We start from the raw sequence: 23,035 nt of genomic DNA, 5'->3' as shown, positions 1-23,035 counted from the left end.
CTCGGAGAGGTTTTCTCTCTGTCTCAAGAGCTGGCTTTATGTTATAATGAAAGAAGAAAACTGAAAGGATCTACCATGTCAAAAGAAGTTATTGTTGAAAGTTTTGAACTTGACCACACTATTGTTAAAGCACCTTATGTCCGCTTGATTGGGGAAGAAACAGGGCCAAAGGGAGACGTTATCTCCAACTTTGATATTCGCTTGGTGCAACCAAACGAAGACTCTATCCCTACCGCTGGCCTTCACACTATCGAACACCTCTTGGCTAAACTCATCCGTACCCGCATTGACGGCATGATTGACTGCTCACCATTTGGTTGTCGCACAGGCTTCCACATGATTATGTGGGGGCGTCATACCAGCGCTGAAATTGCGGCTGTTATCAAGGATTCGCTCAAGGAAATCGCTGAAACTACTACTTGGGAAGATGTTCCTGGAACAACCATCGAATCTTGCGGAAACTACAAGGATCACAGCCTCTTTTCTGCTAAAGAATGGGCTAAACTCATCTTGGAACAAGGGATTTCAGACGATGCCTTTGAGCGCCATGTCATCTAAACACAAAAAAGGAACCAGCTTTTTAGCTGGCTCCTTCTTTTTTATGCTCAAAATTTTGTCTTAGGCTTTTTCACGAATGACCAAAACACCATCTTCCATGTCAGCTTCTAGGTGTTTAGCATCAAGGTTATCCAAGTGGAAGTCTGTGACTTTGTCACGGATTTGTTGTTCAACCACACGACGGAGTGGACGAACACCCATGACTTCATCGTAGCCTTCCTCAGTCATGTATTCTTTAGCAGCTTCGCTCACTGCCAAGTCAATGTCTTTCTTAGAAAGCGTCTTGTTAACTTCAACCAACATAAGGTCTACAATCTTAGAAAGATCTCCTTTGCTCAAGTGTGAGAATTCGATGACAGCATTGAAACGGTTAAGGAATTCTGGACGGAAGTAAGGTTTCAAACGATCCATCAATTCTGGTTTATCCGCATCTTCTGTCAAGTTAGCTTCGTAACCAAAGCCTGCGTTTGAAGTTGCGATAATCACCGTATTCTTGAAGTTGACAGTGTTACCTTGACCATCAGTCAAACGACCATCATCCAAGACTTGGAGGAGAAGGGTGATGACTTGAGGGTCAGCCTTTTCAATTTCGTCGAGAAGGACGATTGAGTATGGATTGCGACGGACGCGTTCTGTCAAGGTATTGTTGTTGTCATCGTAACCAACATAACCTGCAGTTGTACCAATCAATTTAGATACGGCTGTGCGGTCGCTGTATTCTGACATGTCCAAACGGATGATAGCATCTTTCGTTCCGAACATATCAAGAGCCAATTGTTTAGCCAACTCAGTCTTACCGACACCAGTAGGACCTACAAAGAGGAAGCTACCGATTGGACGGTTACCTTCATCAAAACCAGCACGGTTACGACGGATAGCTTTTGCTACTGCTTCAACGGCCTTATCTTGACCAATAACTTTCGTCTGCAAACGATGACCCATATCTTTCAAACGTTCGATGTCCGTAGCCCCCATTTGAGATACTGGAATACCCGTCATACGTTCTACAGATTCAGCCACATCGTTGACACTTGCAGTCACTTTCATATCTTCTGTATGGTTTTCGATTTTCTTTTCCAATTCTGCAATGCGTGTTTTATAGTTTAGAGCTGCTTCAAAATCTTCTGCCTCAACTGCTTTTTCTTGCTTGTCTTTTTCTACCTCAATTTCACGTTCAACAGCATGAACATCTGTTACTGGATGCTGAGCTGCCAAGTGAGCCGCCGTAACATCGACAAGGTCGATAGCCTTATCTGGCAAGCTACGTTGAGGAATATACTGAACAGAATAATCAACGGCAGCTTTTAAGACTTCATCTGGCAAAATAACATTGTGGTGTTGTTGATAGAGATCACGAATTCCTTGAAGGATTTTAAAAGTATCCTCTGCTGATGGAGCATTAACCTTCACTTCGTTGAAACGACGAGCAAGGGCTGCATTTTTCAAGATAGTATTACGGTATTCATCTTGAGTAGTTGCGCCAATCACTGTCAATTCTCCACGTGAAAGAGCTGGTTTCAAGATATCAGCAAGACCTTTAGATCCTTGACCATCACCTGTGCTACCAGCACCAAGAATTTGGTGAATTTCGTCGAAGAAGAGGATAATATTTCCAGCTTCTTTGACTTCGTTTACCAAGTTTTGAATGTTTTCTTCAAAACTACCGCGGTATTGAGTCCCAGCCTCAAGTCCTGAGATATCAATGGAAATAATTTCCTTATTCTTAATAGCAGCTGGAACATCACCATTCACAATAGCTTGTGCTAAGCCTTCGACAACTGCTGTCTTACCAACACCTGCGTCTCCTACTAAAACAGGATTATTCTTGGTACGGCGTGAAAGGATTTCAGATGTTTCTTGAATTTCCTTGTTTCGTCCGATGACAGGATCCAACTTGCCCTCACGCGCTTCTGCAGTCAAGTTTCGACCTAGTTTTGCAAGGACACCATCTTGTTTCATACCTGAAGACTGTTGTTTCATTTGTCCATCAGTTTCTGCATTTCCTGGCAATTGACCAGTTGCACGATAGTGAGCAAATTCCTCAGGTGTGACTTCACGTCCATTAATCAAGTAACGGCGATTTTCAGAACTATATCCTCGCATACCACCCATCAATTGGTTAAATAAATCATCCATGTTGTTAAAATTATTAAAGTTGTTGTTCATATTCTTTACCTCTTTTTATTTACTTAGTTATGATTACTGATATTGACTATCTTTGACCTTTATCTTAAAAAATTTAGACTAGCTAGATTGCTACTCTACGTACTATTTCTGGTTTTTCTTTTTCAAGCAGGAGTAGACTATCTTTACTTCTAAAGATTTCTAGATTAAACATAGACCCCACCTCTTTCTATTTTACTTTAAATAAGTGTTCTAGTAAGGCTTTCATTTACCTTACGTTCATAATATACTACATTAGTCAAAAAAGGTCAAGGAATTTGACTTTAATTGACCAATATTTTTTAAAAAGCAAAAACACCCTGAAACATCAGGGTGCCATTCTTACATCAAATACAAAATTGCTAGGGTCAGGAGACTTGCTAGAAGCCCCACTCCCCAAAAGAAGAAGTCAACCTTCCACTCGCTCCAAGGATTTCCTTTACCAGACAATCCTCCAAGTTCAAAATGGTGATGCACAGGCGTCATACGGAAAATACGTTTTCCACCAGTCATTTTGAAATAGCCGACTTGCATCATGACCGAAGTTGTTTCAAAGACATAAATAATTCCGATAATCAAGAGAGTCCATTCTTGGTGGAGAGCCATTGAAATAGCTGCCAGCATTCCACCGAGAGCCAAACTTCCCACATCTCCCATAAAGACCTTAGCAGGCTTATGGTTAAAGACAAAGAAACCAAGCAAACCACCAATCATGGCAAGAATCACTAGAAGGATATCCATCTGACCTTGCACATAGGCAATAACTCCATAGGCAGACAAACTAATCACAACTGAAATACTAGCTAAACCGTCAATACCGTCTGTCAAGTTTACTGCGTTTGAAAAACCGACTAGCCAGAAAAGAGCGAAGACAATATAGAAAATTCCTAGATGCACTTGGTAACCAAAGACAGAAAGCATATCTCCACCGCGCTCATAGAAAAGGTAGAAAATGACACCACCTAGAAGCTGAAGAGCCAATTTCTGCTTGGGATTAAGACCCTCATTGATTTTACGAAAGACCTTGAGAAAGTCATCTAAAAATCCGATTAAGCCATAAAGAACCAAGATAAATAAAATCATACCGACATTATTGCTGAGTTGATTACTAAATAGGGCGAAAAAGAAAGCAACTAAAACAGAAGCAATTAAGAAAACCAAACCTCCCATTGTAGGAGTCCCAGCTTTTGCCTGGTGCTGTTTGACATCCTCATGCATCTGCTGGCCTGTAATTTGCGCCTTTCTATAAAATTGGATAAAGGCCGGAATTCCTACTAAAGTTAGTAAAAATGTCACAATTCCAGCACTGATAGAAATAAACATATTAGTCTCCTAAAGTTAATTTAATTTTTTTAATGTTTTTGATAGCTGTATTAGTCCGAACATCTTGCTTCTGAACAACAGAACCTGAACCTTCAAATTCCAGCTCAATATCCAACCATTTAGCAAAGGTCTCGGCAGTCTCTTTTTTCCAGCCATACATGTCTGGAATTTCTTCTACCTTATCCGATAAAAGGAGAACTTGTTGGTTTGGTGCAAGATTGGTCCCTTCTTCTACAGATGATTCTTTAATCTTTGTTCCAGTACCTACAACGATTGGTTGCACAATATTTCGGCGTAAGGCTTCCGCCAAATCACCAGGTGAAATATCCTTGATGCTAGGCATTGCATAAGAAGACTCTGTCGTCACTTGATCTAAATTCTTAGCAGGAGATTGAAGATTGAGAGATTCTTTCATAGCTGAAGCTCTTTCAAGAATTGGGTTGGCAAATTCTCCCAATTGGATACCTGAATAATGTTCAGGCTGTTGAACCGTTACATACAAGATAAAATCAGGATTTTCAGCAGGGTTCATAGCCACAACCGAGAAAATGTAGTTGGTAGAACCAACCAAGTAGCCTCCATTTTTCTCGTCAGCGATTTGGGCTGTACCAGACTTGAGGGCTACATTTTGACCTGGAACATTGACAGTTGCTTTTCCTGTACTATGATTGTACATAGTTCCATATCTAGGATCCGTTCCTACCAAGACCATGTGAGTACGAGTTTGGCTAGCTGCATCTTTCGAAACGGGATTTCCTACGATTTCTTTTTGAGATTTACGAACGGTTTGATCATTTGGATCATACAAGGCCGTAATAAATTTAGGCTCTAACATGACGCCATCATTGGCAATGGCTGTAAAGGCACGAATCATTTGCGTCTGCGTTACAGAAATCCCCTGACCAAATGCACTCATGGCAATATTGACAATATTATCTGCAGGCAATTGACCTGTATACTCATCAGTCAGACCAAAACGAGTTGGAACCCCAAATTTAAAGCGGTTTAGATAATCCAACCAGGTAGCATCACCCATTTTCTGCTCAAGAAGTGTCATCCCAATATTACTTGAGTGAGCAAACCCTTGAGAAAATGTCATCATACCACCACCGGTCAAACCTTCATTAACGTCCCAATCTCGAATCGTCGCATCCGCTATTTTTAATTCACTGCTATTGAAGTATTCTCCACCTGGGAAGGTATTATTATCAATAGAAGAAGCTAACGTCATGACCTTCATGGTTGATCCTGGTTCGTAGTTACTTTGATAAAGAATATCACGCCAAACAAAGTCCTCAGTGATTCCTTCTTTAGTATCTGCATTAAAGGTAGGTCGTTGGGTGGTAGCGAGGATTTCACCGGTCTTTGCACTGACCAAGGTCGCGGTCATATACTTACCTTTTACTTTTTGTAGAAAGGCATCCATCTGAGTTTCCATGAAAGATTGGAGCGGGCTAGACAATGTTGTATAAACATCCTTACCATCCACAGTTTGTTGCGACACCTGTTCTGTACCTGGTACGATATTTCCTACACGGTCTTTTTCATAGGTAATAATACCATCTGTCCCAGCAAGAATGGTATTTAATGAACTCTCCAGACCAGAAGTTCCTAATAAACTCTTACTGCCGTCCTCATTTTCATGTAGTTGGGCTAACCCAATAAAACTAGAAGCAAATTGGCCATTTGGATAGCTTCTGTTAGGGCTCGTTGTAAAGTCAATCCCTTCCACACTAGCATCTTTTAAATCTTTTTTAATTGCCATCATATTGGCATAGGTAATCCCATTTCCTTTTGCTCCAAAGGAAACTTGGGTCAGATTTGGTTGAGCTAATTGCTCTTTCACATAAGCTTCATCCATGTCTAAATACTTATGGAAGACTTCAGCTACCTTATTAAACTGCGAATCCTCTACATAAAGAATTTTCCCCGTTGCTGACTTGTATTTTTTATCAATAACAGCATAGACATTATAAGAGGTCGCATCTTCTGCGATAGGCACTCCATTTCGGTCATAGATAGTCCCACGTTTGGCAGGAACTGTTCGAGTGGTTTGGTGAACCTTTTTAGCCTCTTTTACCAAGTCAGTACCAAATATATTACCTTTTGCGATAATATAAGCAAAATTGGCCAAAAAGAGGCCGAAAAGGGCAACAGCTACAAAGCTGAGGTACTTGCCAACTATCCTACGGTTTTCTGCTGGAGATTTACGATTTTTTACCGCAAATCGGGTTATTTTTTCTGTCCATTTCATATCTTACTCCGCTGTTCGGATGTTTTCATTATTCAATTTCAAATCTTTTTTATCTGCAATTTCTTTCAAGCGCTCTGAACGAATCAATTCATTCACTTCCTGCTTGGCATCGTCCAGCTCTGTCTTCTTTTCCTCTATCTGCGCATTGATTTTTGTCAAATCACTTTGCACTTGCAAGAGTCGTGTCTGCATAAAGATAATGCTCACTGCTAAAACGAGTGCCGTAAAAGCGATGGAAAGATAAAAAGCCTTCTCCACACGTGAGAATTTTTTTATACGATTCTGCAAGAATTGACTGGTTGTTTCTTTCTTATCTACCATTTTTTCCTCTTACTTGTGAATTTTTCTGGCCACGCGCAACTTGGCTGAATGCGAACGGTTGTTGGCTTCTAACTCCTCTGCACTTGGCAAGATTGGCTTACGGGATACCAATTCCATCTTGGGCTTGAGATCATCTGGGATGAAAGGCAAGCCTTTTGGAACTTCAACCGTTGAAGCTTCCTTGAACAATTGCTTGGTCAAGCGGTCTTCCAAGGAATGAAAGGTAATCACTGAAATTCTACCATCTAGAGCCAACATCTCCATAGCCTGCTGGATGGATTCATCTGCCGCTCCCAGTTCATCATTGACTTCAATTCGAATAGCCTGGAAAATCTGCTTGGCAGGATGGCCCTTCTTCTTGAGCTCCTTGGCAGGTTTGGCCGACTTGATAATTTCTGCTAACTCAGTCGTTGTCTCGATTGGCTTGACTTCACGTGCTTGTTCGATCTTACGCGCAATCTGTTTAGAGAATTTATCCTCACCATACTTGAAGAAAATACGAACCAAGTCATGATAGTCATAGTGGTTCACCACTTCATAGGCTGTCAGACTAGCTTCCTGATTCATCCGCATGTCCAGTGGCGCATCCTTTTTATAAGAAAAACCACGTTCACGCTGGTCCAATTGAGGACTAGACACTCCCAAGTCATAACAAATTCCATCAATTTCCTGAACACCAGCTTCGCGCAAACGTGCCTGTAAATGACGGAAGTTATCCTTGATAAAAGTCACCATCCCCTTCTCAATGTAGGAAGCCAAGCGTTTTTGCGCATTGTTAATGGCATTCTGGTCTTGGTCAAAGGCATAGAGATGGCCTTTTTCACTTAATTTACTTAATAAATATTCGCTATGGCCTGCTCCACCCAAAGTCGCATCAACATAGATACCGTCAGGCTTTACGTCGAGCATATCAATCGTTTCGTGGAGTAAGACCGTTACATGATGAAATTCTTTTGTCATATCTTATCTATTTTACCACAAATCTGACTAGCTTGCACTAGTCAGACAAATAGGTCAAAAACAAGTAAGATTTCTTTAAGAAATATGTCAAATATGCTTGACATCCGCGCCATAGAAGAATATAATATAGTCAAATATATACGACACAAATCAGAAAGGAGAACAGATGAATCGTGTGAAAGAATTTCGCAAAGAACTGGGCATTTCCCAGCTCGAACTCGCCAAGGATATCGGTGTCTCGAGACAAACTATCAACATGATTGAGAACGACAAGTACAACCCAACTCTGGAACTCTGTCTCAATCTCGCCCGTAGCCTCCAAACTGACCTCAACAATCTCTTTTGGGAGGATGATTTTTAAAAAAGGAGCCAACACATGAAAAAAGAAACCTTCACTGAAAAACTGATCAAGCGCACATACGGTATTTCTGATCCACTTGACGAATACAAACGACGCGAGGCAGACCGTATAGGTAACCAAGTCTTTATCTTCCTCTTTTATCTGATGATTTTCGGCAATCTTATTCCGCTCATTCTGGCCTATAAATATCCTCAACTAGTAGCTCTAGTCTATCCTCCTCTGATTTTAGTGATTGCCCTCATCTCTGCTGGCTATGTCACCTACCAAATGAAAAAAACAGGGATTACAGCTATTGATCCAGATATGCTGAGCGAGAAAGAAAGTAAGCAACTATACTACCCAGGTCTTAAAGCAGGTTTGTTCTTTGGTCTATGGATGTTTTTTATAACTCCTCTTCTCAGTATACTCATAGGTGAAGGTCAGGACTATTTTCATTCTCTCCTCACTATAAGAAATGGTGTATCAAGCATTCTCGGTTCTATCTTCTTCGGAGCGAGTATACAGTTCCTCATCTCCCGTCGCATTGAAAAAGCTAAGAAAGATCAAGATGAGGATTAGGAGGTGCCCTATGAAATCACTAGTAACTTTACTTACCTATCATCTTTTGTTTGCTTCTCTACTCACCTTCATCATCGTTTCAGGGAACTTGCCAATCTACGATATAGTCCTCCTTCCAGTCTTTGTTCCAGCACTCAACAAAGGATTGACTTATCTAAAGATAGATTCCCAAAAAACGCGCATACTCAACCTAGCACTATGCTTTATGATTCTATCCTTTCTATCCTTACCACAGCTGACGCTCATTTCAAGCAATTGGAAATATTATATACTGCTAACTATCGCCATCCTTTCTTCTATTACTTATCTTTATTATCTCTATCAATTCGTAAAAGAAACAAAATAACATCGTTCATTTAGGAGAAATCACCCATGAAAAAAGAAGACTTAACAACTCGCTTACTTCGAAATTTCTTTCATATCCAAGGGCCTTTTGATGAATGCCGTCAAGAGGTTATCTACAAGGCTTGCGCCCGTTCCATGATCCAAATCTTTTACTCTTCCTTCATTCTCTTCCTATTCTATATTTTGTTCGGAAGCTTTATAGAAATTGTTCGAAATGTTATGCCCTACATCTATTTTGGACTCATTTTGTTCATGAGTATAAAAGCTCAAAAAGCCGTCCAAGAGCTTCATCTTGAAAAGGATGACAAATCAGAAATCATTCTCAAAACCTACAGCAAAGCTCAAATCAAATTCCGAAGCTGGATTGTGTTTATCGGTATTCAGATTGGCTTCTTTACCTTACTCATCTTTCATAAAGTCTTCGTTCAACAGATGTCCCTTTCAGATTTTGGAAAGTTGCTCATGCAATTCGATAAAAGTATTCCTTTCCTGATGTATAGCCTGATTATCGGAAGCATTTTTGGAACCCTGACCTACGGATTTCTATCACTACAGGAGGAGAAAACTCCTAAAAATACCAAACAGAAGGAGAAAAGCAAGCAATGACTTCACTATACGATTTTTCAGTCTTGAACCAAGACCATCAAGAAACTCCACTAGAGACCTATCGTGGTAAGGTTCTCTTGGTTGTCAACACTGCTACTGGATGTGGTTTAACGCCCCAGTACCAAGGACTTCAAGAACTCTATGATCGCTATCAAGAACAAGGTTTTGAGATTTTAGACTTTCCTTGCAATCAGTTTATGGGACAAGCACCAGGCGGCGCAGAGGAAATCAACGCCTTCTGTAGCCTACATTATCAAACCACCTTCCCACGTTTTGCCAAGATCAAGGTCAACGGTAAGGAAGCAGACCCTCTCTATGTTTGGTTGAAAGAACAAAAATCTGGCCCACTGGGAAAACGAGTCGAATGGAATTTCGCTAAGTTTCTCATTGGTCGTGATGGGCAGGTCTTTGAACGCTTCTCTTCAAAAACAGACCCAAAACAAATTGAAGAGGCGATACAAAAACTACTATAATTTCACAATCTCACTATTATTAGTTCTCCTTTAGCCTAAGAATAGTGGGATTTTTTGATGGGCTTTGACTTGAATAGAAAAACACCCCATGATATGAGCCATGAAGTGTTGTAAAAATGATACATTTACAGCAGACTCCCCTCTACTGACTACTATTTTTAACCCCAGCATATACATAGGTCCTATTTCTAGGACACGCTTTTTCCGTTACCACCCTAAAATAAAAGCTATGCTCCCGCCCATCCTTGGCATTTTCCTTGTTTAAGACAAAGTAGTTTTTCTGATTCATCGCCATGGTTCGTAGGATGTCATCAATCAAAAAAGTCAAGGGTACGTTCATGGCAGAATATTTTTGAAAATCCTCTTCAAAACGAATATAGTCATCTGAAAAATAATCCATCTGCAGTTTGTTTTCATACAGCTCTTTTCTAGTCATAAACTCCCTCCTCCCACAGTCGAATTTCTAGGATATCTGCAACCTCTATCAACCTATATCCCTCGTTTGTCCTAATAGATAGAGTCTGATGTGATAACTCTCTCACCACACCGATGATAGTCGCCTTCTGCTTCTTTTCCTTGACCACAAAACTCCCCTTAAGTTGGCCAACATAAAGCTGAGAAAGCAAGTGCAACTTCTCATCTGGAGTCAAATCCGTCGAAAAATCAACACGGCTTTTTTCTTCACTGAGCGAACTGGTGTGTTCTGAAAGGTAAAATCCCATCCACTTCTGCATACCTGGATCTTGATAATATCGCGCGGATTGAAAAGGTAAATAAGAACGATCAATCATTGTAATCCATCTAATCCTCCAGCAGAATGTCCCCCAATCAGCTTGCTTCTGGCAAGACTCCTAGAGGCTTCTTCCAGTGCATTGGCTCTTAAAAGAGAAGTGAAACCAAATTGTTCCCGAATGGAGTCAATGGCCGTCTGGAGCCTTTCTTCTTTTTCTAGCTTGTCAACATCATCAAAGAGAGATATCAAACCAAAGGGCTCGTCTACAAAGCCTGAATAGTTTACACCGACACTTCTGACTGCTCCAGAAGTGTATTTGTTATGAAATAACTTCAAAACATAATTCGTTAAGACAGCTGTATTATTGGTCGGTTCGACCTTCATTTGTGTGTGAATAGACGACCTGACCTCCTGTTTAGAGAAACCGACATAGATAGAGACAAGGGTTGTTTTCTTGCCAGACCTTCTCAATCTAATAGCCACCTGCTCCGCCATTTCTCGAAGAATAATTTCAATATCCCGTAGCTTCACGTAGTCTCTCGGCAAGATTTGAGAATTCCCCAAGCCCTTGGATTTGGCTTTATAGGGCTTATGAACATTGCTCTCATCAATTCCGTTAGCATGAAACCACAAACGAAGACCAGCCTGACCCAGAGCTTTTTTTAGCTGGTCAGGATTGCTGGTTGCCAATTCCTTGATGGAAAAAATCCCCAGAGCATGCAAGCGTTTCTCCATCCGCCTGCCAATTCCCCAAAAGTCGGTCATCTTGGGAATGAACCAGACCTTCTCTTCCACATCCTGGTAAGACCAGTTGGCCCTCATGGTCGGAGTGTGCTTGGCTTCATTATCCAGAGCCAACTTGGCCAGTAAGGGATTGGCATTTGACATACCTACTGTAGAGTAGATCCCTGTCTGCCTCCAAATATCCCTCTGAATACGAGCAGAAAGCATATCCAGCTTGTCTTTGCGAGAGAGACTCTTATCTGGGATAAAATAGTTGAGCGAACTAGTCAGGTCAATAAAGCCCTCATCGATAGAGTAAGGATAAATATCATCTGGACTGCCATAGTTTTGAAAGATTCGCTGGATTTCCATATTGACTGCAATGTACTCGTCCATTCGAGGAGGGACAATCAAGGTCACTTGAGCCCAATCTTCGATGTAGCGAACATAGTCCGAGTCAGTCGGTAGCCCTTGCTTTCGAGCATTGTAATAGGAAAATTTTCGCGTTTTGATATCAAAAGGCAAATCATAGGCCCGACCAACATTTGACTGGCCAAAAATCTTCTTAAACATGGGAGAGGAGGCTAGGATAAGACCAGTTGAATTATCCGCGCGACTCATGACACAAAGCGAGGTTTTCAGCGGATGCAATCCTCTTTTCACACACTCAACACTGGCATAAAAGGATTTCATATCGACAAAGGCAATGTCACTTTTGGGCTCTCTGGAATAATCAAAGTAGCCCATTGGCTAGCCCTCCATCGGCACAAAGTTCCCAACGATAATCCCCACAATCCGAGGATCTTCCTCATAGGAGATGAAAATATCCTTGTATTTAGGATTGATAGAGACCAGACGCAATCCATTCTCCTCTCGATAGACCCGTTTGATATAGGTCTGGTTGTTGCAAACCACTGCATAAACCGCCCCGTCATAGTCAAATCCTGTCTCTCGAATCAGAGCTACTGAACCATTTTGGTATTTAGGTTCCATGGAGTCCCCAGACACCCAGGACGCAAAATCATGAGCCAACTCCTCATTAAAGTAAACCGTATCAAAATTCTGATCATCGTAGACCGAAGCCCCAATCCCTGCTGACATGCGTTCATAAACACGGTACTCGTAGAGGCGCTCTGGCATAGCTGTCACTTTGTGGGCTTGCTCCTCTTGAGATAGGTTGCGAGCATAGAGAACAACCTTCTCCTGCCCTTGCTTGGAGAGGCTATGGTAGAGACGGACAATCTCGATCTGAGTAAAATATCCTTTTGGCACTTTTAAAATATTCTCTAGCTGAAACACCTTCTCCTTAGACGGTTCTTTGATTCCACGTTCCCAAGCTGAGTAAGCCTGAAAGCTAATCCCAAGTTGCTCTGCAATTTCCTTCTGTGTCAGTTTTAACTCTTTCCTCCGAGCCTTTAATTTTTCTGGCTGATACATACTTCACCTCCTATTATGATGCTTTAATGGACATTATCTCCCTTAGAAAGACTAATCGATGCTTGAATCTATATTTTCAAAACTAAACCATTATGGTTTAGTTTTATTATATAAAAAAAGTAGACAAATGTCCACTAGGAAAATCAGAAACATCGTGAGTTTTATACTCAATGAAAATCAAAGAGCAAACTAGGAAACTAGCCGCAGGCTGTATTTGAGTACGGCAAGGCGACGTTGACGCGGTTTGAATTTGATTTTCGAAGAGTATTAATCAAACTAAAAGGACCTAGCCCTATACAATACAGAACTAAATCCTTTGAATAAATAATTGATCTAACTTTTAGAATCCCTACAGAAATTCCAGTTTTTCTCTATTTGATACCAGACATTAGTTTTTCAATACGCGGAACGTAGAAGAGTAAGATAATACTGAATACAATCGTAATTCCTCCAACAATTCCATAGTAAGCAACTTCAGTTTCGCTTGTATAAAATTTTACAATTTGAGCATTGATAGCTTGGGCAGCTGCATTACTCAAGAACCAGATAGACATCATTTGTGCTTGGAAGGATTTTGGTGCTAACTTAGTAGTGACTGATAGACCAATCGGCGAAATCAGCATTTCCCCTACAATCACAATAGCCCAACTCATAATCAACCAGAGAGGACTGACCTTAACATCTGTCCCAAAGAGCATCCCTGGTAACATCATCCACAAGAAGGATAAACCTGCAGCAAATAAACCGTAAGCAAATTTCTTAGCAGAGGATGGTTGCTTTTTACCCATTTTCCCCCACAACCACGCAAAAATCGGCACATAAATCATAATGAAAAGTGGATTGATACTTTGGAAAAAGCTAGATGGAAAATGAATCTGATTCCCAAATACATTAATGTAAAGTCGAGTTTGCTCATCCGCAAATAGAGCGAGAACAACAGACCCCTGCTCCTCAATAGACCAGAAGAGTACCCCAGCTATAAATAGAGGAATGTAGGCAAATACTCGAGATCTCTCAGTAGCAGTTATTTTCTGACTAGATAAAATTTTGAAGAAATAGTAGATTGGAATAATTACAGCAATCACTGTAAAGATATTAACAATCATATCCACATTAAACTGGTGAGTAAAGACTAAACCTATAACCACGAGAATAACTACGACAAGTGTAAGCAGCAAACGTTTAATCAAGGTCTGCTGCTCCGTCTGTGAAAGTGGGTCAGTAGGGTAAAGGCTTGATTCAGGTAGGTATTTCTTCCCATCCAAAACATACTTCACCAGACCAAAGAACATCCCAATGGCAGCTAACGAAAAGCCTAGATGGAAATTGACTTCCTGACCTAGATAACCCACTAGATAAGGGGCAACAAAGGCACCTAAGTTAATACCAAAGACAAAGATACTAAAACCTGCATCCCGTCTATCATCCTCTTTCTCATAAATCCCCCCCACCATATCTGAGATATTGGGTTTTAAAAATCCAGTACCAAAGATAATCAAGGCAATAGAGAGATAGAGAGCCACTTGTCCAAAAGGTGTTGCCAAAGCAATATGCCCTAGCATAATCAGAATCCCACCGTAAAAGACAGTTTTACGGCTTCCTAAAATACGGTCACTGACAAAACCACCGATAACCGAGGACAAAAATACCAGTGAGCCATAAATAGCCATAACCGATGCAGCCGTGGTCTTATCCATTCCCAATCCACCATCTTGCACACTATAGTACATATAGTAAAGTAGGATAGCTCGCATCCCATAGTAAGAAAAGCGTTCCCACATCTCTGTAAAGAAGAGGGTGGACAAGCCCATAGGATGTCCAAAAAATGTTTTCTGTTTTTCCATATATATTCTCCTTTAACGATATAATAATTCATTTTACAGAATTTTCAAACAAATGTCAAACAAATCCTGTTTATTTTAGAAAATTTTCTGAAAAAATCTATCGTCTCATACTTATACTCAATGAAAATCAAAAAGCAAACTAGGAAGCTAGCCGCAAGCTGTACTTGAGTACGGTAAGGCGACGCTGACGTGGTTTGAATTTGATTTTCGAAGAGTATTAATTCCACCATAAAAATTCATTTCAAACTAACTTCCACTTCGGTCAGGCAAGTGGAAGTTACGTTGAAAAATCACCTTTAAAAATTTGCTCTTGTTTAGTTGAAAAGAGGCTGGGCAAAAAGTCTTTAAAATTATAAAAACATCCCTATGCCAAACTTGTAATTACTAAAATACAAGTCAATAAGCATAGAGATGTAAAACTATTACACATTAAAAAATAAATAATTAGCACTTAAAGAATAGAAATTGTGTACGAAATGGCTCAATTAGTTTTGGCTAGTAAATATTATTTCCAACAAACGGCCTCTCAATTCCTTATCCTGATGATGCAAGATATTCATTAACTCATGAGAATTTTTGGCATTGATGAATTGATTTAACAATCTATCTTTTAATTCATATGGAAGAGAAGCCGTCTTTAGTAGTCTAAAAACTTCATCATTTAGGGATAGCCTTTTATTATCTTTATATTCAAATTCAGCTGTAGTATTCTTATTTGCCAACTCAATGATAGACACATTCGTTCCTTTAAAATGAATTCTATGCCTTCTATTGCTTGGAAGGATACTAGAATCTCCTTGTAATGCTAACTCTACCATTCCCATTTCCCAGTCGATTGATAATCTTGTTTTATATCTTTGACCATTTTGATCTTCAATCATTTCAAAAGAATGTTGTTTTCCTGGGAATACATACCAATCTACAACTTCAGGTAAATCAACACCCATATCTATCTCAGAACCAACCAAGGGAATGATTGCACCACTTTTTGCAAACACAGGTATCATCGAAATGTCTCGATAAACACTTAACTTCACACCACCTGTATATTTTTTCTCTGAAAAGAAGTCATACCATTCACCTTCAGGGAACCATACATCCACTTTTGCAGATTGGAATGCCAAATCCATCTTTTCTACAATGGGAGCCACCATCAGTTCTGTTCCAAAAAAGTATTGATTTGGAACATTATAACTCTCATCATTCTCTGGGTAGAAATAATACATTGGGCTGATTAATGGGGCACCTTCCTCGTGTGTCTTTACATTCATGGTATATAGATATGGAATCATCTGATGTCTCAAACGAAGGTATTTCTTCATAATCTTAGATGTTGTTTCTGAAAAAAACCAAGGTTCCTTACTATTAAAGGGACTTCTAGAACTATGTAATCGAGTTATCGGACTAAAAATACCAAACTGTAGCCATCTAGTTTGTAGCTCTTCGTCATAATCCCCCAGCATGTGCCCACCGATATCATGGCTCCACCAACTATAACCGATATTTGATGCGGTCGCTGTAAAATAAGGTTGAAATCTTAAGGAATTCCAACTAATAATAGTATCCCCTGAAAAACCAACAGGGTAGCGATGACTACCAGGACCTGCATATCTTGATAAAATCAAACCACCTTCTGCATTTTTACAACTATCCTGATAGTGATAATGGTTTAAAAGCCATAGTGGATCTAGCATACCTTGTGTCCCTTGTTGCCAGTCAATCCACCAAAAATCTACTCCCTGCTTTTCTAGCTCATAATGAACATCTTTAAAGTAGGCTTCTCTAAAAGAGAGATTAAAAAAATCAAAAATGGCAGGTTCTTCTAATTCTACATTTAACCCCAATCGTTTGGCGACTCGAGGATAAGCTTCTTCATAAGCCCGTATACCATCAGCAGGATGGACATTTAAGGAGAGTTTCAACTTTCTATCATGAAGTTGTTGCAATAACTGCTCTGGATTAGGTATTAAATTTTTATTCCAACTATATCCTGTCCAGCCACTTCCAAAACGAGCTGGAATGTCAGTGATATGCCAATCCATATCTAAAACACCGATAGATAATGGAATTTTCTCTGTTTCAAATCTGTCTATTAAATCCAAGTATTCATCCGACGTATAAGGCCAATATCTACTCCACCAATTGCCTAAAGCATATCTTGGCAACAAAGGGGTTGAACCAGTCAAATGGTAAAAGTCTCTGATTGCTCCTCTATAATCATGCCCATAGGCAAAGAAATACAGGTCAATTTGATTTTCTCTCTCAATATAACCAGACTGTTCATCCCAAATAAATCCTTGAGAATCATCCAATAAGGCTATCCCATTTCGGCTAATAATTCCATCTTCTAACGAGATTGCTCCATCTGCCTTATCCAGAGTCCGAGCTGTTCCTTTTAACGTTTCAATAGATTCACCAAAATACCAGCGACTACCATATACGGCAAAATTTCCTTTTAATTCTATAAATAAATTTTCGGCGTTAAATTCTCCTTTATTAAAGTGCAGATGAAAATAGTCCGTCATAATATCTAGTACGTTTGATGTCTCGATATAATCTAACGAAACTTGACCAAAATCTCTATTATAGGTAAGTTGTGTCGTTCTATCCTCAAAACTTCCAGTTTGAGAGTATTCTAACCTTACTAGCTTGTCTGTTAATACAGAGATTCGATAAAACTCTCCCTTAAAAATTTTCAATTTGTTTCCCTCCTTTTATGGTAGCATAAAAACAGAACGCACCATTTTGATGCGTTTTTCATTATTCTGAATGCAATGTTCTATCTATAACAAATAATACTCAATTGAATAAATGTAGTGGACAAAATATCTTTTAACAAATCAAAATGTTATTAAAGAGTTATCCCTTTTTAAGCTTATGTAGTTGTGAAACAAACTACTTTTAAACTATTAACTAAGATAGGATTGATAAATAATTTCAAATTCTTACTAGCAACCATTCGATATTCCAGCTCGCGTGCTTTTTTCTCATCTCGTTCTTCCTGCTTATTTTTTAGAACTGAAGAACCCGGATAGGTATATAAATTATCTGAATCAATATAGTCATAAGAATCATAACACTTACGCTTCATTAAGCCATCCCCAGAGCAAGAGCTTCATCTCGTAATTTTCCAACATTACTAACCGTAGGTCGCCATCCTTCAATCATATTTGTACTTAAAGCATACCAAACACTCTTAAAAACGGATCAGTTTTCAAAAGCTACTCCCATGATTGTCATCTTTTCTTTATCTATATCTAAGGACATATACTACCTCCTTTAGTTACATTATACCATGTTTCTCTGTAGCTTTTAAAAATTTTATTTTTTCTATAACACCTTAATATTCAGTGCGCTTATCCTATTTTATAAAACTCAAACCCAAATATAAAATGCATTCTTTTTCCTTTTTAACTAATGATGCCGAGTAAAAACTTAACTTCAGGGAAAAATTAAGTAAGACTAGACAAAGTTCAAAGAGCAAATTCGAAAACTGATCTCGTACAACTCAAAATACTGATTTTAGACTGAAGATAATGATAGAATGCTAATTAATGTTTTTGTAATAAAGAGCTGACAACTTATATTGCTTTTGATTTCTTAAGAATATAAAAAGAAACAATAAGGTAAACTCTTGAGTGCTTTGAAACGTTGATATAATCGTATTGATTAACGTTTTGAGGCAACTGACTTTGTCAGGTTGCAGCCACATTTATAAGCGACTAAAGTCGCAACAACTGTGTCAATTGCACCAATTTAGTAAGAAAGTACAAAAAGAACACCCCGAAAGGTGCTCTTTGTAAGTATAGTAATTCTTTCGAATTAACGTTTACTAAATTGTGATGCTTTACGAGCTTTCTTAAGACCTGGTTTTTTCTACATTATGATATTTATGGTAAATTATCACTAAAATCAAGTAATTTTAAGAGATAAATCCTCAATATTCACATATATAATCCTTTTGAAAATCGAGAGGTTATCAAAGGGTTATCACATTTTAGTTTTCGGAGCTTATGTAGTTGAGAAATACGAAATACCGTATCATAAAGATGATGTACAGTTTAGCAACAAATATACAGTTTCTTCGTGCCTGGACAATTTCTTTTTCTATCCTGAAGATATTTAAACAGTTCTATATATTATTTCTTGTGAGTAATTTTCATCAAAAAATTTCGGGTATTCGGATTTTATAGTGGAAAAGGGCTTATAAATCACCCTTCTTCAAATTCTTAATAAGTGTGGAAAAATCGACACCTAAGTTGTCTGTAATGTCGTGATCATTCACTTCATACCAATTGAAAGTATCGTATAACATAGCTTTATTGAAAGCACTTGAATTAAATCGTGGCTTACGCTTTTTATGGAGCTTCTCATTGAAAAGGATTTTGGCTCGTAAGGCATCAAACGAGTAACCTCTACCCATTCGCTCTACCTGCCTAATAATGCTGTTAATTGACTCCGTATAAGCATTAGTGAGCCTTTTATCAAAGTAGTTGAATATTTCAACATGCCAGTTGTCTACGGCTCTCACGAGGTCTTTATATGCGTCTTTAGAGTTGCTGGATATACAACGGTGTCTCCATCGACTATAACGAAGATGACCTTCATCTGGATCAGGAGTATCCCATATCCAGTAAAACTCTTCTTTGAGTTCATAGGCTTCTTTTAAAGCAGGAAGATTACCTAACCAAGTATCTAAGAGGAATGATTCACGTTCATTTAGATCGTGTTTACGCTTTAGAAGGATAAACCTTTCACGCATAAGGTACGTCTTTCTTTTTGGCTCATATGGGCTTTCAAAGACTTTCTGACGTTATCTAAGGCTTGATTAGCCATTCTAACTACATGAAACTTATCTACGACAACTTTAGCGTGTGGAAGGATAGTGTTCACTGCGTCTTTGTAGGGCTTCCACATATCCATTGTGACGTACTCAATGTAAGTCCTGTCACTGATTTCTGAAAGACGTTGGATGACTGTTTCCTTGTTACGGTTAGGCTTGATGTCATAAATAGTCCTGCGTTCAATATTAGTCAATACAAGCCGAGGTCTACGGATAATATGTATCTCGTCTATCCCAAGCCACTTAGGAGTTTCAAACTGGTATTCACGTTCTTTGAGTGCCACATAGTCCTTAAAAACGTTCCTAATGGTTTTTTCGTCAACACCAACGCTTTCTGCGACTTCTACAAAGGTCTTAGACATGGATTGCTCTTGAATGGACTTTAAAAGCCTTTTGGTCATACTACGCTTTTCATCTACAGATATTAGGCGTTCCCAGAAGGTAGATCCGCATTCACGACACTTGTATCGTCTACGGTTCAATTGTAAGCCCACTCGCTTTAAACGAATGGGCAAATCCATAATTAGTTGATTTCTTGAACTGTGTTTGTACAACTTGTCAAAACCACATTCAGGACAACATTCAGGTGGTCCGACTGCTTCAACTTTAAACATCATATCGGTTTCATTTTCTTGTGGCGGTTCTATTGTTTTAATGTCTGGTAAGGATAATAAGTCTGACATATTATTCATCCTTTATTACTCTGCGGTGTTAAGGTATCAATTATAGATTTGATGTCGAAATCATCAGTGTTAAATTATTTTTGTGACCACAAATGCACTTAGAAAATCCCTTAAAGCATTAGCTGGTTCACTTGAATAGGGAGTTGTAAAAAAGTTCCCTTAGCCTGCACAGCAAGATAATTTCGAAACATCTTTATCAAAAGTTAGGACAGCCAGCTTCAATCCTTCTGCCATTGTTAGATATGGAGCCATCGTTTCTCTCAGATCTCCAACAGTTAAACCGAATTTCACAGCTAATGTTGCTGCATAAATTACGTCTCCTGCGTTTTCTGCCACTACATGCGCCCCTAACACTTTCAATGTTTTCGCGTCTGCCACTAATTTGAAAACACCTGTTGTTTCCCGATTAACGAGCGCTCTTGGAACAGCATCCAACGGCAATACCGATGTTTTCACTTCATATCCTTTTTCTTTTGCCTGTTGCTCCGTTAAACCAACCGTTGCAATCGATGGAGAAGTAAACGTAACGCCTGGAACCACTTCTAAATTGACCTTTTGATTTAGTCCTCCGATTGCATTACGAGCAGCAAGTCCACCTTCATAAGCAGCTACATAAACAAATTGGGGACCGAGAGTGACATCTCCAGCTGAATAAATTCGGGAATTGGTCGTTTTAAGATAATCATCAATGACAATTTCACCACGGGAACCAACTTCAACGCCTGCTGCATGTAAGTTTAATGATTCTGTATTTGGTTTTCTTCCAGTGGCAATTAGCAATTGTTCTGCTTCAATAATTCGCTTTTTACCATTTATCTCAACATGAACTTTTTTAATGTCTCCATCTTGCTCAACTCGTTCATAGGTTGCACCTGTTACTAAATTAATTCCCTGTTCTGTTAAGGCCTTAGTAATGGCTTCTGAAATTTCAGGATCGTATTCTTTTAATAGACGCTCGCTTCTTTGAATCAAAGTGACTTCTGACCCGAGGTTATGAAATAGTTGTCCTAATTCCATGCCGATATATCCTGAACCAATTACGGTAAGACGATTTGGAACCTTCTTTAATTCCAATAAGCTAGTGCTTGTTAAATAATCTACTTCATCTAATCCGGGAATATTAGGTGCAGTTGAAGAAGCACCTGTAGCTATTAAAAATCTTTTGGCTGTGATTTGATTGCCATTTACTTCAACTGTATTTTCATTTACGAATTTTGCTTCACCTTTTATTAATTCAAAACCATAATCATCAATTAAATTCACATATTTTTCATTTCGCATCTCGGTTACTAAATCATTCTTTTGTTTTACTAATGGCGCTAAATCAACATTTGAAGCCGAAGTGTGTAATCCCACAAATGGATTATTTTTTGCTAGATGATTGATTTCCCCTGCTCTTAATAAGGTCTTAGAAGGAACGCATCCGACATTAACGCAAGTTCCACCCACCGTTCCACGCTCAATCATAGCCACTTTTGCGTTCAAAGTAACGGCTTCAATGGCAGATGAAAAGGCAGCTCCACCAGAACCGATGATGATGTAATCATAATCATAGTTACCTTCATCATTTAAACTTACATCTGTCCTTTTTTCCGATTGCACTTGTATTTCTTCTGCTTCGCCCGGGTGATAATTTGCGTCAGCAATCGCCTTTATTGCACTTTCAACCTCAATATCATCGGACAGTTCAAATACTGCTTCACCACGACGATAACTAGACTCAATATTTTTAGCACCTATCTTTTCAAGTGCTGATTCTACGTGTTTTTCACAACCCGTACAAGTCATTCCTGAAATGTTTACCTTAAATTTATTCATAAAAAAGCTCCTTTCGTTAATTAATCTCTCATGTTAATGTTTCTATTATTGGACACGAATGTAATTGCTTTTCATCTGGACATCGTTGTTTTAAGTCGTCTAACATAGTTTCAATTCGTTTTAAATCCTCTATTTGTTTTTGCACTTCCTTTTGTTTTTTAGAAACAAATTCGAACATATCTTGACAACGAACTTCATCTTTATCTACAACACCAAGTAATTTATAAATCTCGCTTAAAGAGAAACCAAGTTCCTGTATTCGTTTAATAAGCCCAACACGCTTAACGTCATCATATGAATATATCCGATAACCAGCTTCCGTTCGGTGAGGTTCTTGTAATAAATTTTTTCGCTCGTAATATCTGATCGTTTCTTTATTAACTCCACATTTATCTGCAAACTCACTAATGCGATAAATCATCTTATTTCACCCCCTGAATATTATAAACCATGTACCATAGTACACGGTCAAGTAAATTGGACTATTTTATTTTTTCCCAAAGTATCACTCGTATGTGATTGATACTTTTATATAATACTATTGATTATCCTAACATCCCACCAGAAAATCCGATTTAAACACCAGTTGTTTTTAAACTATTAAGAAAGTAATTCCACTATATATTCCGAAGACCCGAAATTTCATAGAGTAGCTCCCTAGAATCATGGAAAAGTAGTAAAAATAGTTGTTATCCTAGTTGATTAAAAAAATCCCTGATTTCCTCATCTTTTATAAAATAATATATAATTTTCCCCTCTCTTCTAGTGTCCAAGATGTTTTGATTGGCTAGTTTACGAAGATGGTGGGAGGCAGATGCCATACTGAGATTTAATAAACAGGCTATATCGCAGACACAGAGTTCTTCGACGGCAAGGAGATAAAAGATGATATTTATCTGTTTATTATCGGTAAATTTTGTTAAAATGCGAAGTGATTTTTGGACTTTTTCCTTTTCAAGGTAGTTCGTTGCGGTTGTAATATTTTGCTGATTTATAACATTCACTTGGCAGATACTATCTTTTTTCATAATA

The 23,035-nt window shown here is 38.8% G+C and carries 21 protein-coding genes and 1 pseudogene; 6 read left to right on the top strand and 16 right to left on the bottom strand.

What is annotated here, in order from left to right:
- Nucleotides 1-75 precede the first annotated feature (75 nt).
- A complete protein-coding gene (locus M1G12_RS05200; protein ID WP_000032557.1) occupies nucleotides 76-558 on the top strand; it encodes an S-ribosylhomocysteine lyase in 483 nt (160 codons plus the stop codon).
- A gap of 60 nt (nucleotides 559-618) precedes the next feature.
- On the opposite strand, the gene M1G12_RS05195 is transcribed toward M1G12_RS05200, so the two are convergent.
- The 5 genes from M1G12_RS05195 to rsmH form a co-directional block, all read right to left on the bottom strand.
- Complete coding sequence (locus M1G12_RS05195) at nucleotides 619-2,724, bottom strand: ATP-dependent Clp protease ATP-binding subunit (protein ID WP_247949504.1); 2,106 nt, start codon at nucleotides 2,722-2,724, stop codon at nucleotides 619-621.
- 339 nt (nucleotides 2,725-3,063) lie between these two features.
- Nucleotides 3,064-4,044, bottom strand: coding sequence for a phospho-N-acetylmuramoyl-pentapeptide-transferase (gene mraY / locus M1G12_RS05190; RefSeq protein WP_000470817.1), 981 nt, complete (start codon nucleotides 4,042-4,044; stop codon nucleotides 3,064-3,066).
- A gap of 1 nt (nucleotide 4,045) precedes the next feature.
- On the bottom strand, nucleotides 4,046-6,298 hold the full coding sequence (gene pbp2x / locus M1G12_RS05185; RefSeq protein ID WP_000872185.1) for a penicillin-binding protein PBP2X: 2,253 nt from the start codon (nucleotides 6,296-6,298) through the stop codon (nucleotides 4,046-4,048).
- Nucleotides 6,299-6,301: 3 nt separating this feature from the next.
- Nucleotides 6,302-6,619, bottom strand: coding sequence for a cell division protein FtsL (ftsL, locus tag M1G12_RS05180; protein ID WP_000227824.1), 318 nt, complete (start codon nucleotides 6,617-6,619; stop codon nucleotides 6,302-6,304).
- 9 nt (nucleotides 6,620-6,628) lie between these two features.
- Nucleotides 6,629-7,579: a 16S rRNA (cytosine(1402)-N(4))-methyltransferase RsmH gene (gene rsmH, locus M1G12_RS05175; protein WP_004256391.1), complete on the bottom strand. Its 951-nt coding sequence runs from the start codon at nucleotides 7,577-7,579 to the stop codon at nucleotides 6,629-6,631.
- A gap of 166 nt (nucleotides 7,580-7,745) precedes the next feature.
- On the opposite strand from rsmH, the gene M1G12_RS05170 reads away from it, so the two are divergent.
- The 5 genes from M1G12_RS05170 to M1G12_RS05150 are packed head-to-tail and all read left to right on the top strand — an operon-like array spanning nucleotide 7,746 to nucleotide 9,922.
- The gene (locus M1G12_RS05170) at nucleotides 7,746-7,940 is read left to right on the top strand and encodes a helix-turn-helix transcriptional regulator (RefSeq protein ID WP_049544880.1); all 195 of its coding nucleotides are present in this window, start codon (nucleotides 7,746-7,748) and stop codon (nucleotides 7,938-7,940) included.
- Between the two features lie 15 nt (nucleotides 7,941-7,955).
- Nucleotides 7,956-8,498, top strand: a complete 543-nt coding sequence (locus tag M1G12_RS05165) for a DUF3278 domain-containing protein (protein WP_203212658.1) — start codon at nucleotides 7,956-7,958, stop codon at nucleotides 8,496-8,498.
- A gap of 10 nt (nucleotides 8,499-8,508) precedes the next feature.
- A complete protein-coding gene (locus M1G12_RS05160; RefSeq protein WP_004256384.1) occupies nucleotides 8,509-8,844 on the top strand; it encodes a hypothetical protein in 336 nt (111 codons plus the stop codon).
- 26 nt (nucleotides 8,845-8,870) lie between these two features.
- The gene (locus M1G12_RS05155) at nucleotides 8,871-9,449 is read left to right on the top strand and encodes a DUF3278 domain-containing protein (RefSeq protein WP_000711238.1); all 579 of its coding nucleotides are present in this window, start codon (nucleotides 8,871-8,873) and stop codon (nucleotides 9,447-9,449) included.
- Entirely contained in the window at nucleotides 9,446-9,922 is a 477-nt protein-coding gene (locus M1G12_RS05150) for a glutathione peroxidase (RefSeq protein WP_000203038.1), read from the top strand. The genes M1G12_RS05155 and M1G12_RS05150 overlap by 4 nt, the downstream gene beginning before the upstream one ends.
- 142 nt (nucleotides 9,923-10,064) lie before the next feature.
- On the opposite strand, the gene M1G12_RS05145 is transcribed toward M1G12_RS05150, so the two are convergent.
- The 11 genes and pseudogenes from M1G12_RS05145 to cadX all read right to left on the bottom strand — a co-directional run bounded on the left by M1G12_RS05145 (nucleotide 10,065) and on the right by cadX (nucleotide 23,031).
- Nucleotides 10,065-10,358 (bottom strand): DUF5960 family protein, encoded by a 294-nt coding sequence (locus M1G12_RS05145; RefSeq protein WP_020903430.1) that lies wholly within the window; start codon nucleotides 10,356-10,358, stop codon nucleotides 10,065-10,067.
- On the bottom strand, nucleotides 10,351-10,713 hold the full coding sequence (locus M1G12_RS05140) for a hypothetical protein (protein WP_020903431.1): 363 nt from the start codon (nucleotides 10,711-10,713) through the stop codon (nucleotides 10,351-10,353). The genes M1G12_RS05145 and M1G12_RS05140 overlap by 8 nt, the downstream gene beginning before the upstream one ends.
- Complete coding sequence (locus M1G12_RS05135; protein ID WP_033685531.1) at nucleotides 10,710-12,125, bottom strand: Y-family DNA polymerase; 1,416 nt, start codon at nucleotides 12,123-12,125, stop codon at nucleotides 10,710-10,712. Before M1G12_RS05135 ends, M1G12_RS05140 begins: the two co-directional genes overlap by 4 nt.
- A 3-nt stretch (nucleotides 12,126-12,128) precedes the next feature.
- Nucleotides 12,129-12,815: an XRE family transcriptional regulator gene (locus M1G12_RS05130; RefSeq protein WP_000284671.1), complete on the bottom strand. Its 687-nt coding sequence runs from the start codon at nucleotides 12,813-12,815 to the stop codon at nucleotides 12,129-12,131.
- Nucleotides 12,816-13,186: 371 nt separating this feature from the next.
- Nucleotides 13,187-14,596, bottom strand: a complete 1,410-nt coding sequence (locus tag M1G12_RS05125) for a peptide MFS transporter (RefSeq protein ID WP_419965918.1) — start codon at nucleotides 14,594-14,596, stop codon at nucleotides 13,187-13,189.
- A gap of 548 nt (nucleotides 14,597-15,144) precedes the next feature.
- Nucleotides 15,145-17,358, bottom strand: a complete 2,214-nt coding sequence (locus tag M1G12_RS05120; RefSeq protein WP_247949502.1) for a glycoside hydrolase family 31 protein — start codon at nucleotides 17,356-17,358, stop codon at nucleotides 15,145-15,147.
- Between the two features lie 176 nt (nucleotides 17,359-17,534).
- Nucleotides 17,535-17,750, bottom strand: a complete 216-nt coding sequence (locus M1G12_RS05115; protein ID WP_000823011.1) for a hypothetical protein — start codon at nucleotides 17,748-17,750, stop codon at nucleotides 17,535-17,537.
- 1,113 nt (nucleotides 17,751-18,863) lie between these two features.
- A pseudogene (locus M1G12_RS05110) lies at nucleotides 18,864-20,116 on the bottom strand (ISL3 family transposase).
- 228 nt (nucleotides 20,117-20,344) lie between these two features.
- A complete protein-coding gene (merA, locus tag M1G12_RS05105) occupies nucleotides 20,345-22,003 on the bottom strand; it encodes a mercury(II) reductase (RefSeq protein WP_001031943.1) in 1,659 nt (552 codons plus the stop codon).
- A gap of 28 nt (nucleotides 22,004-22,031) precedes the next feature.
- Entirely contained in the window at nucleotides 22,032-22,424 is a 393-nt protein-coding gene (gene merR / locus M1G12_RS05100; protein ID WP_000640389.1) for an Hg(II)-responsive transcriptional regulator, read from the bottom strand.
- 268 nt (nucleotides 22,425-22,692) lie between these two features.
- A complete protein-coding gene (gene cadX, locus M1G12_RS05095) occupies nucleotides 22,693-23,031 on the bottom strand; it encodes a Cd(II)/Zn(II)-sensing metalloregulatory transcriptional regulator CadX (protein WP_000711087.1) in 339 nt (112 codons plus the stop codon).
- Nucleotides 23,032-23,035: the final 4 nt, after the last annotated feature.

The sequence above is a fragment of the Streptococcus mitis genome (assembly GCF_023110375.1).
Classification (GTDB): Bacteria; Bacillota; Bacilli; order Lactobacillales; family Streptococcaceae; genus Streptococcus; species Streptococcus mitis_CI.
Note: the sequence above shows the minus strand (reverse complement) of the source record. Positions and strands in the feature narration are given on the sequence as shown.

What these genes read in the sequence shown, in the direction of transcription:
- M1G12_RS05200 (WP_000032557.1), top strand. Translation starts at nt 76, where the DNA reads ATGTCAAAAGAAGTTATTGTTGAAAGTTTTGAACTTGACCACACTATT.
- M1G12_RS05195 (WP_247949504.1), bottom strand. Translation starts at nt 2,724, where the DNA reads ATGAACAACAACTTTAATAATTTTAACAACATGGATGATTTATTTAAC.
- mraY (WP_000470817.1), bottom strand. Translation starts at nt 4,044, where the DNA reads ATGTTTATTTCTATCAGTGCTGGAATTGTGACATTTTTACTAACTTTA.
- pbp2x (WP_000872185.1), bottom strand. Translation starts at nt 6,298, where the DNA reads ATGAAATGGACAGAAAAAATAACCCGATTTGCGGTAAAAAATCGTAAA.
- ftsL (WP_000227824.1), bottom strand. Translation starts at nt 6,619, where the DNA reads ATGGTAGATAAGAAAGAAACAACCAGTCAATTCTTGCAGAATCGTATA.
- rsmH (WP_004256391.1), bottom strand. Translation starts at nt 7,579, where the DNA reads ATGACAAAAGAATTTCATCATGTAACGGTCTTACTCCACGAAACGATT.
- M1G12_RS05170 (WP_049544880.1), top strand. Translation starts at nt 7,746, where the DNA reads ATGAATCGTGTGAAAGAATTTCGCAAAGAACTGGGCATTTCCCAGCTC.
- M1G12_RS05165 (WP_203212658.1), top strand. Translation starts at nt 7,956, where the DNA reads ATGAAAAAAGAAACCTTCACTGAAAAACTGATCAAGCGCACATACGGT.
- M1G12_RS05160 (WP_004256384.1), top strand. Translation starts at nt 8,509, where the DNA reads ATGAAATCACTAGTAACTTTACTTACCTATCATCTTTTGTTTGCTTCT.
- M1G12_RS05155 (WP_000711238.1), top strand. Translation starts at nt 8,871, where the DNA reads ATGAAAAAAGAAGACTTAACAACTCGCTTACTTCGAAATTTCTTTCAT.
- M1G12_RS05150 (WP_000203038.1), top strand. Translation starts at nt 9,446, where the DNA reads ATGACTTCACTATACGATTTTTCAGTCTTGAACCAAGACCATCAAGAA.
- M1G12_RS05145 (WP_020903430.1), bottom strand. Translation starts at nt 10,358, where the DNA reads ATGACTAGAAAAGAGCTGTATGAAAACAAACTGCAGATGGATTATTTT.
- M1G12_RS05140 (WP_020903431.1), bottom strand. Translation starts at nt 10,713, where the DNA reads ATGATTGATCGTTCTTATTTACCTTTTCAATCCGCGCGATATTATCAA.
- M1G12_RS05135 (WP_033685531.1), bottom strand. Translation starts at nt 12,125, where the DNA reads ATGGGCTACTTTGATTATTCCAGAGAGCCCAAAAGTGACATTGCCTTT.
- M1G12_RS05130 (WP_000284671.1), bottom strand. Translation starts at nt 12,815, where the DNA reads ATGTATCAGCCAGAAAAATTAAAGGCTCGGAGGAAAGAGTTAAAACTG.
- M1G12_RS05125 (WP_419965918.1), bottom strand. Translation starts at nt 14,596, where the DNA reads ATGTGGGAACGCTTTTCTTACTATGGGATGCGAGCTATCCTACTTTAC.
- M1G12_RS05115 (WP_000823011.1), bottom strand. Translation starts at nt 17,750, where the DNA reads ATGAAGCGTAAGTGTTATGATTCTTATGACTATATTGATTCAGATAAT.
- merA (WP_001031943.1), bottom strand. Translation starts at nt 22,003, where the DNA reads ATGAATAAATTTAAGGTAAACATTTCAGGAATGACTTGTACGGGTTGT.
- merR (WP_000640389.1), bottom strand. Translation starts at nt 22,424, where the DNA reads ATGATTTATCGCATTAGTGAGTTTGCAGATAAATGTGGAGTTAATAAA.
- cadX (WP_000711087.1), bottom strand. Translation starts at nt 23,031, where the DNA reads ATGAAAAAAGATAGTATCTGCCAAGTGAATGTTATAAATCAGCAAAAT.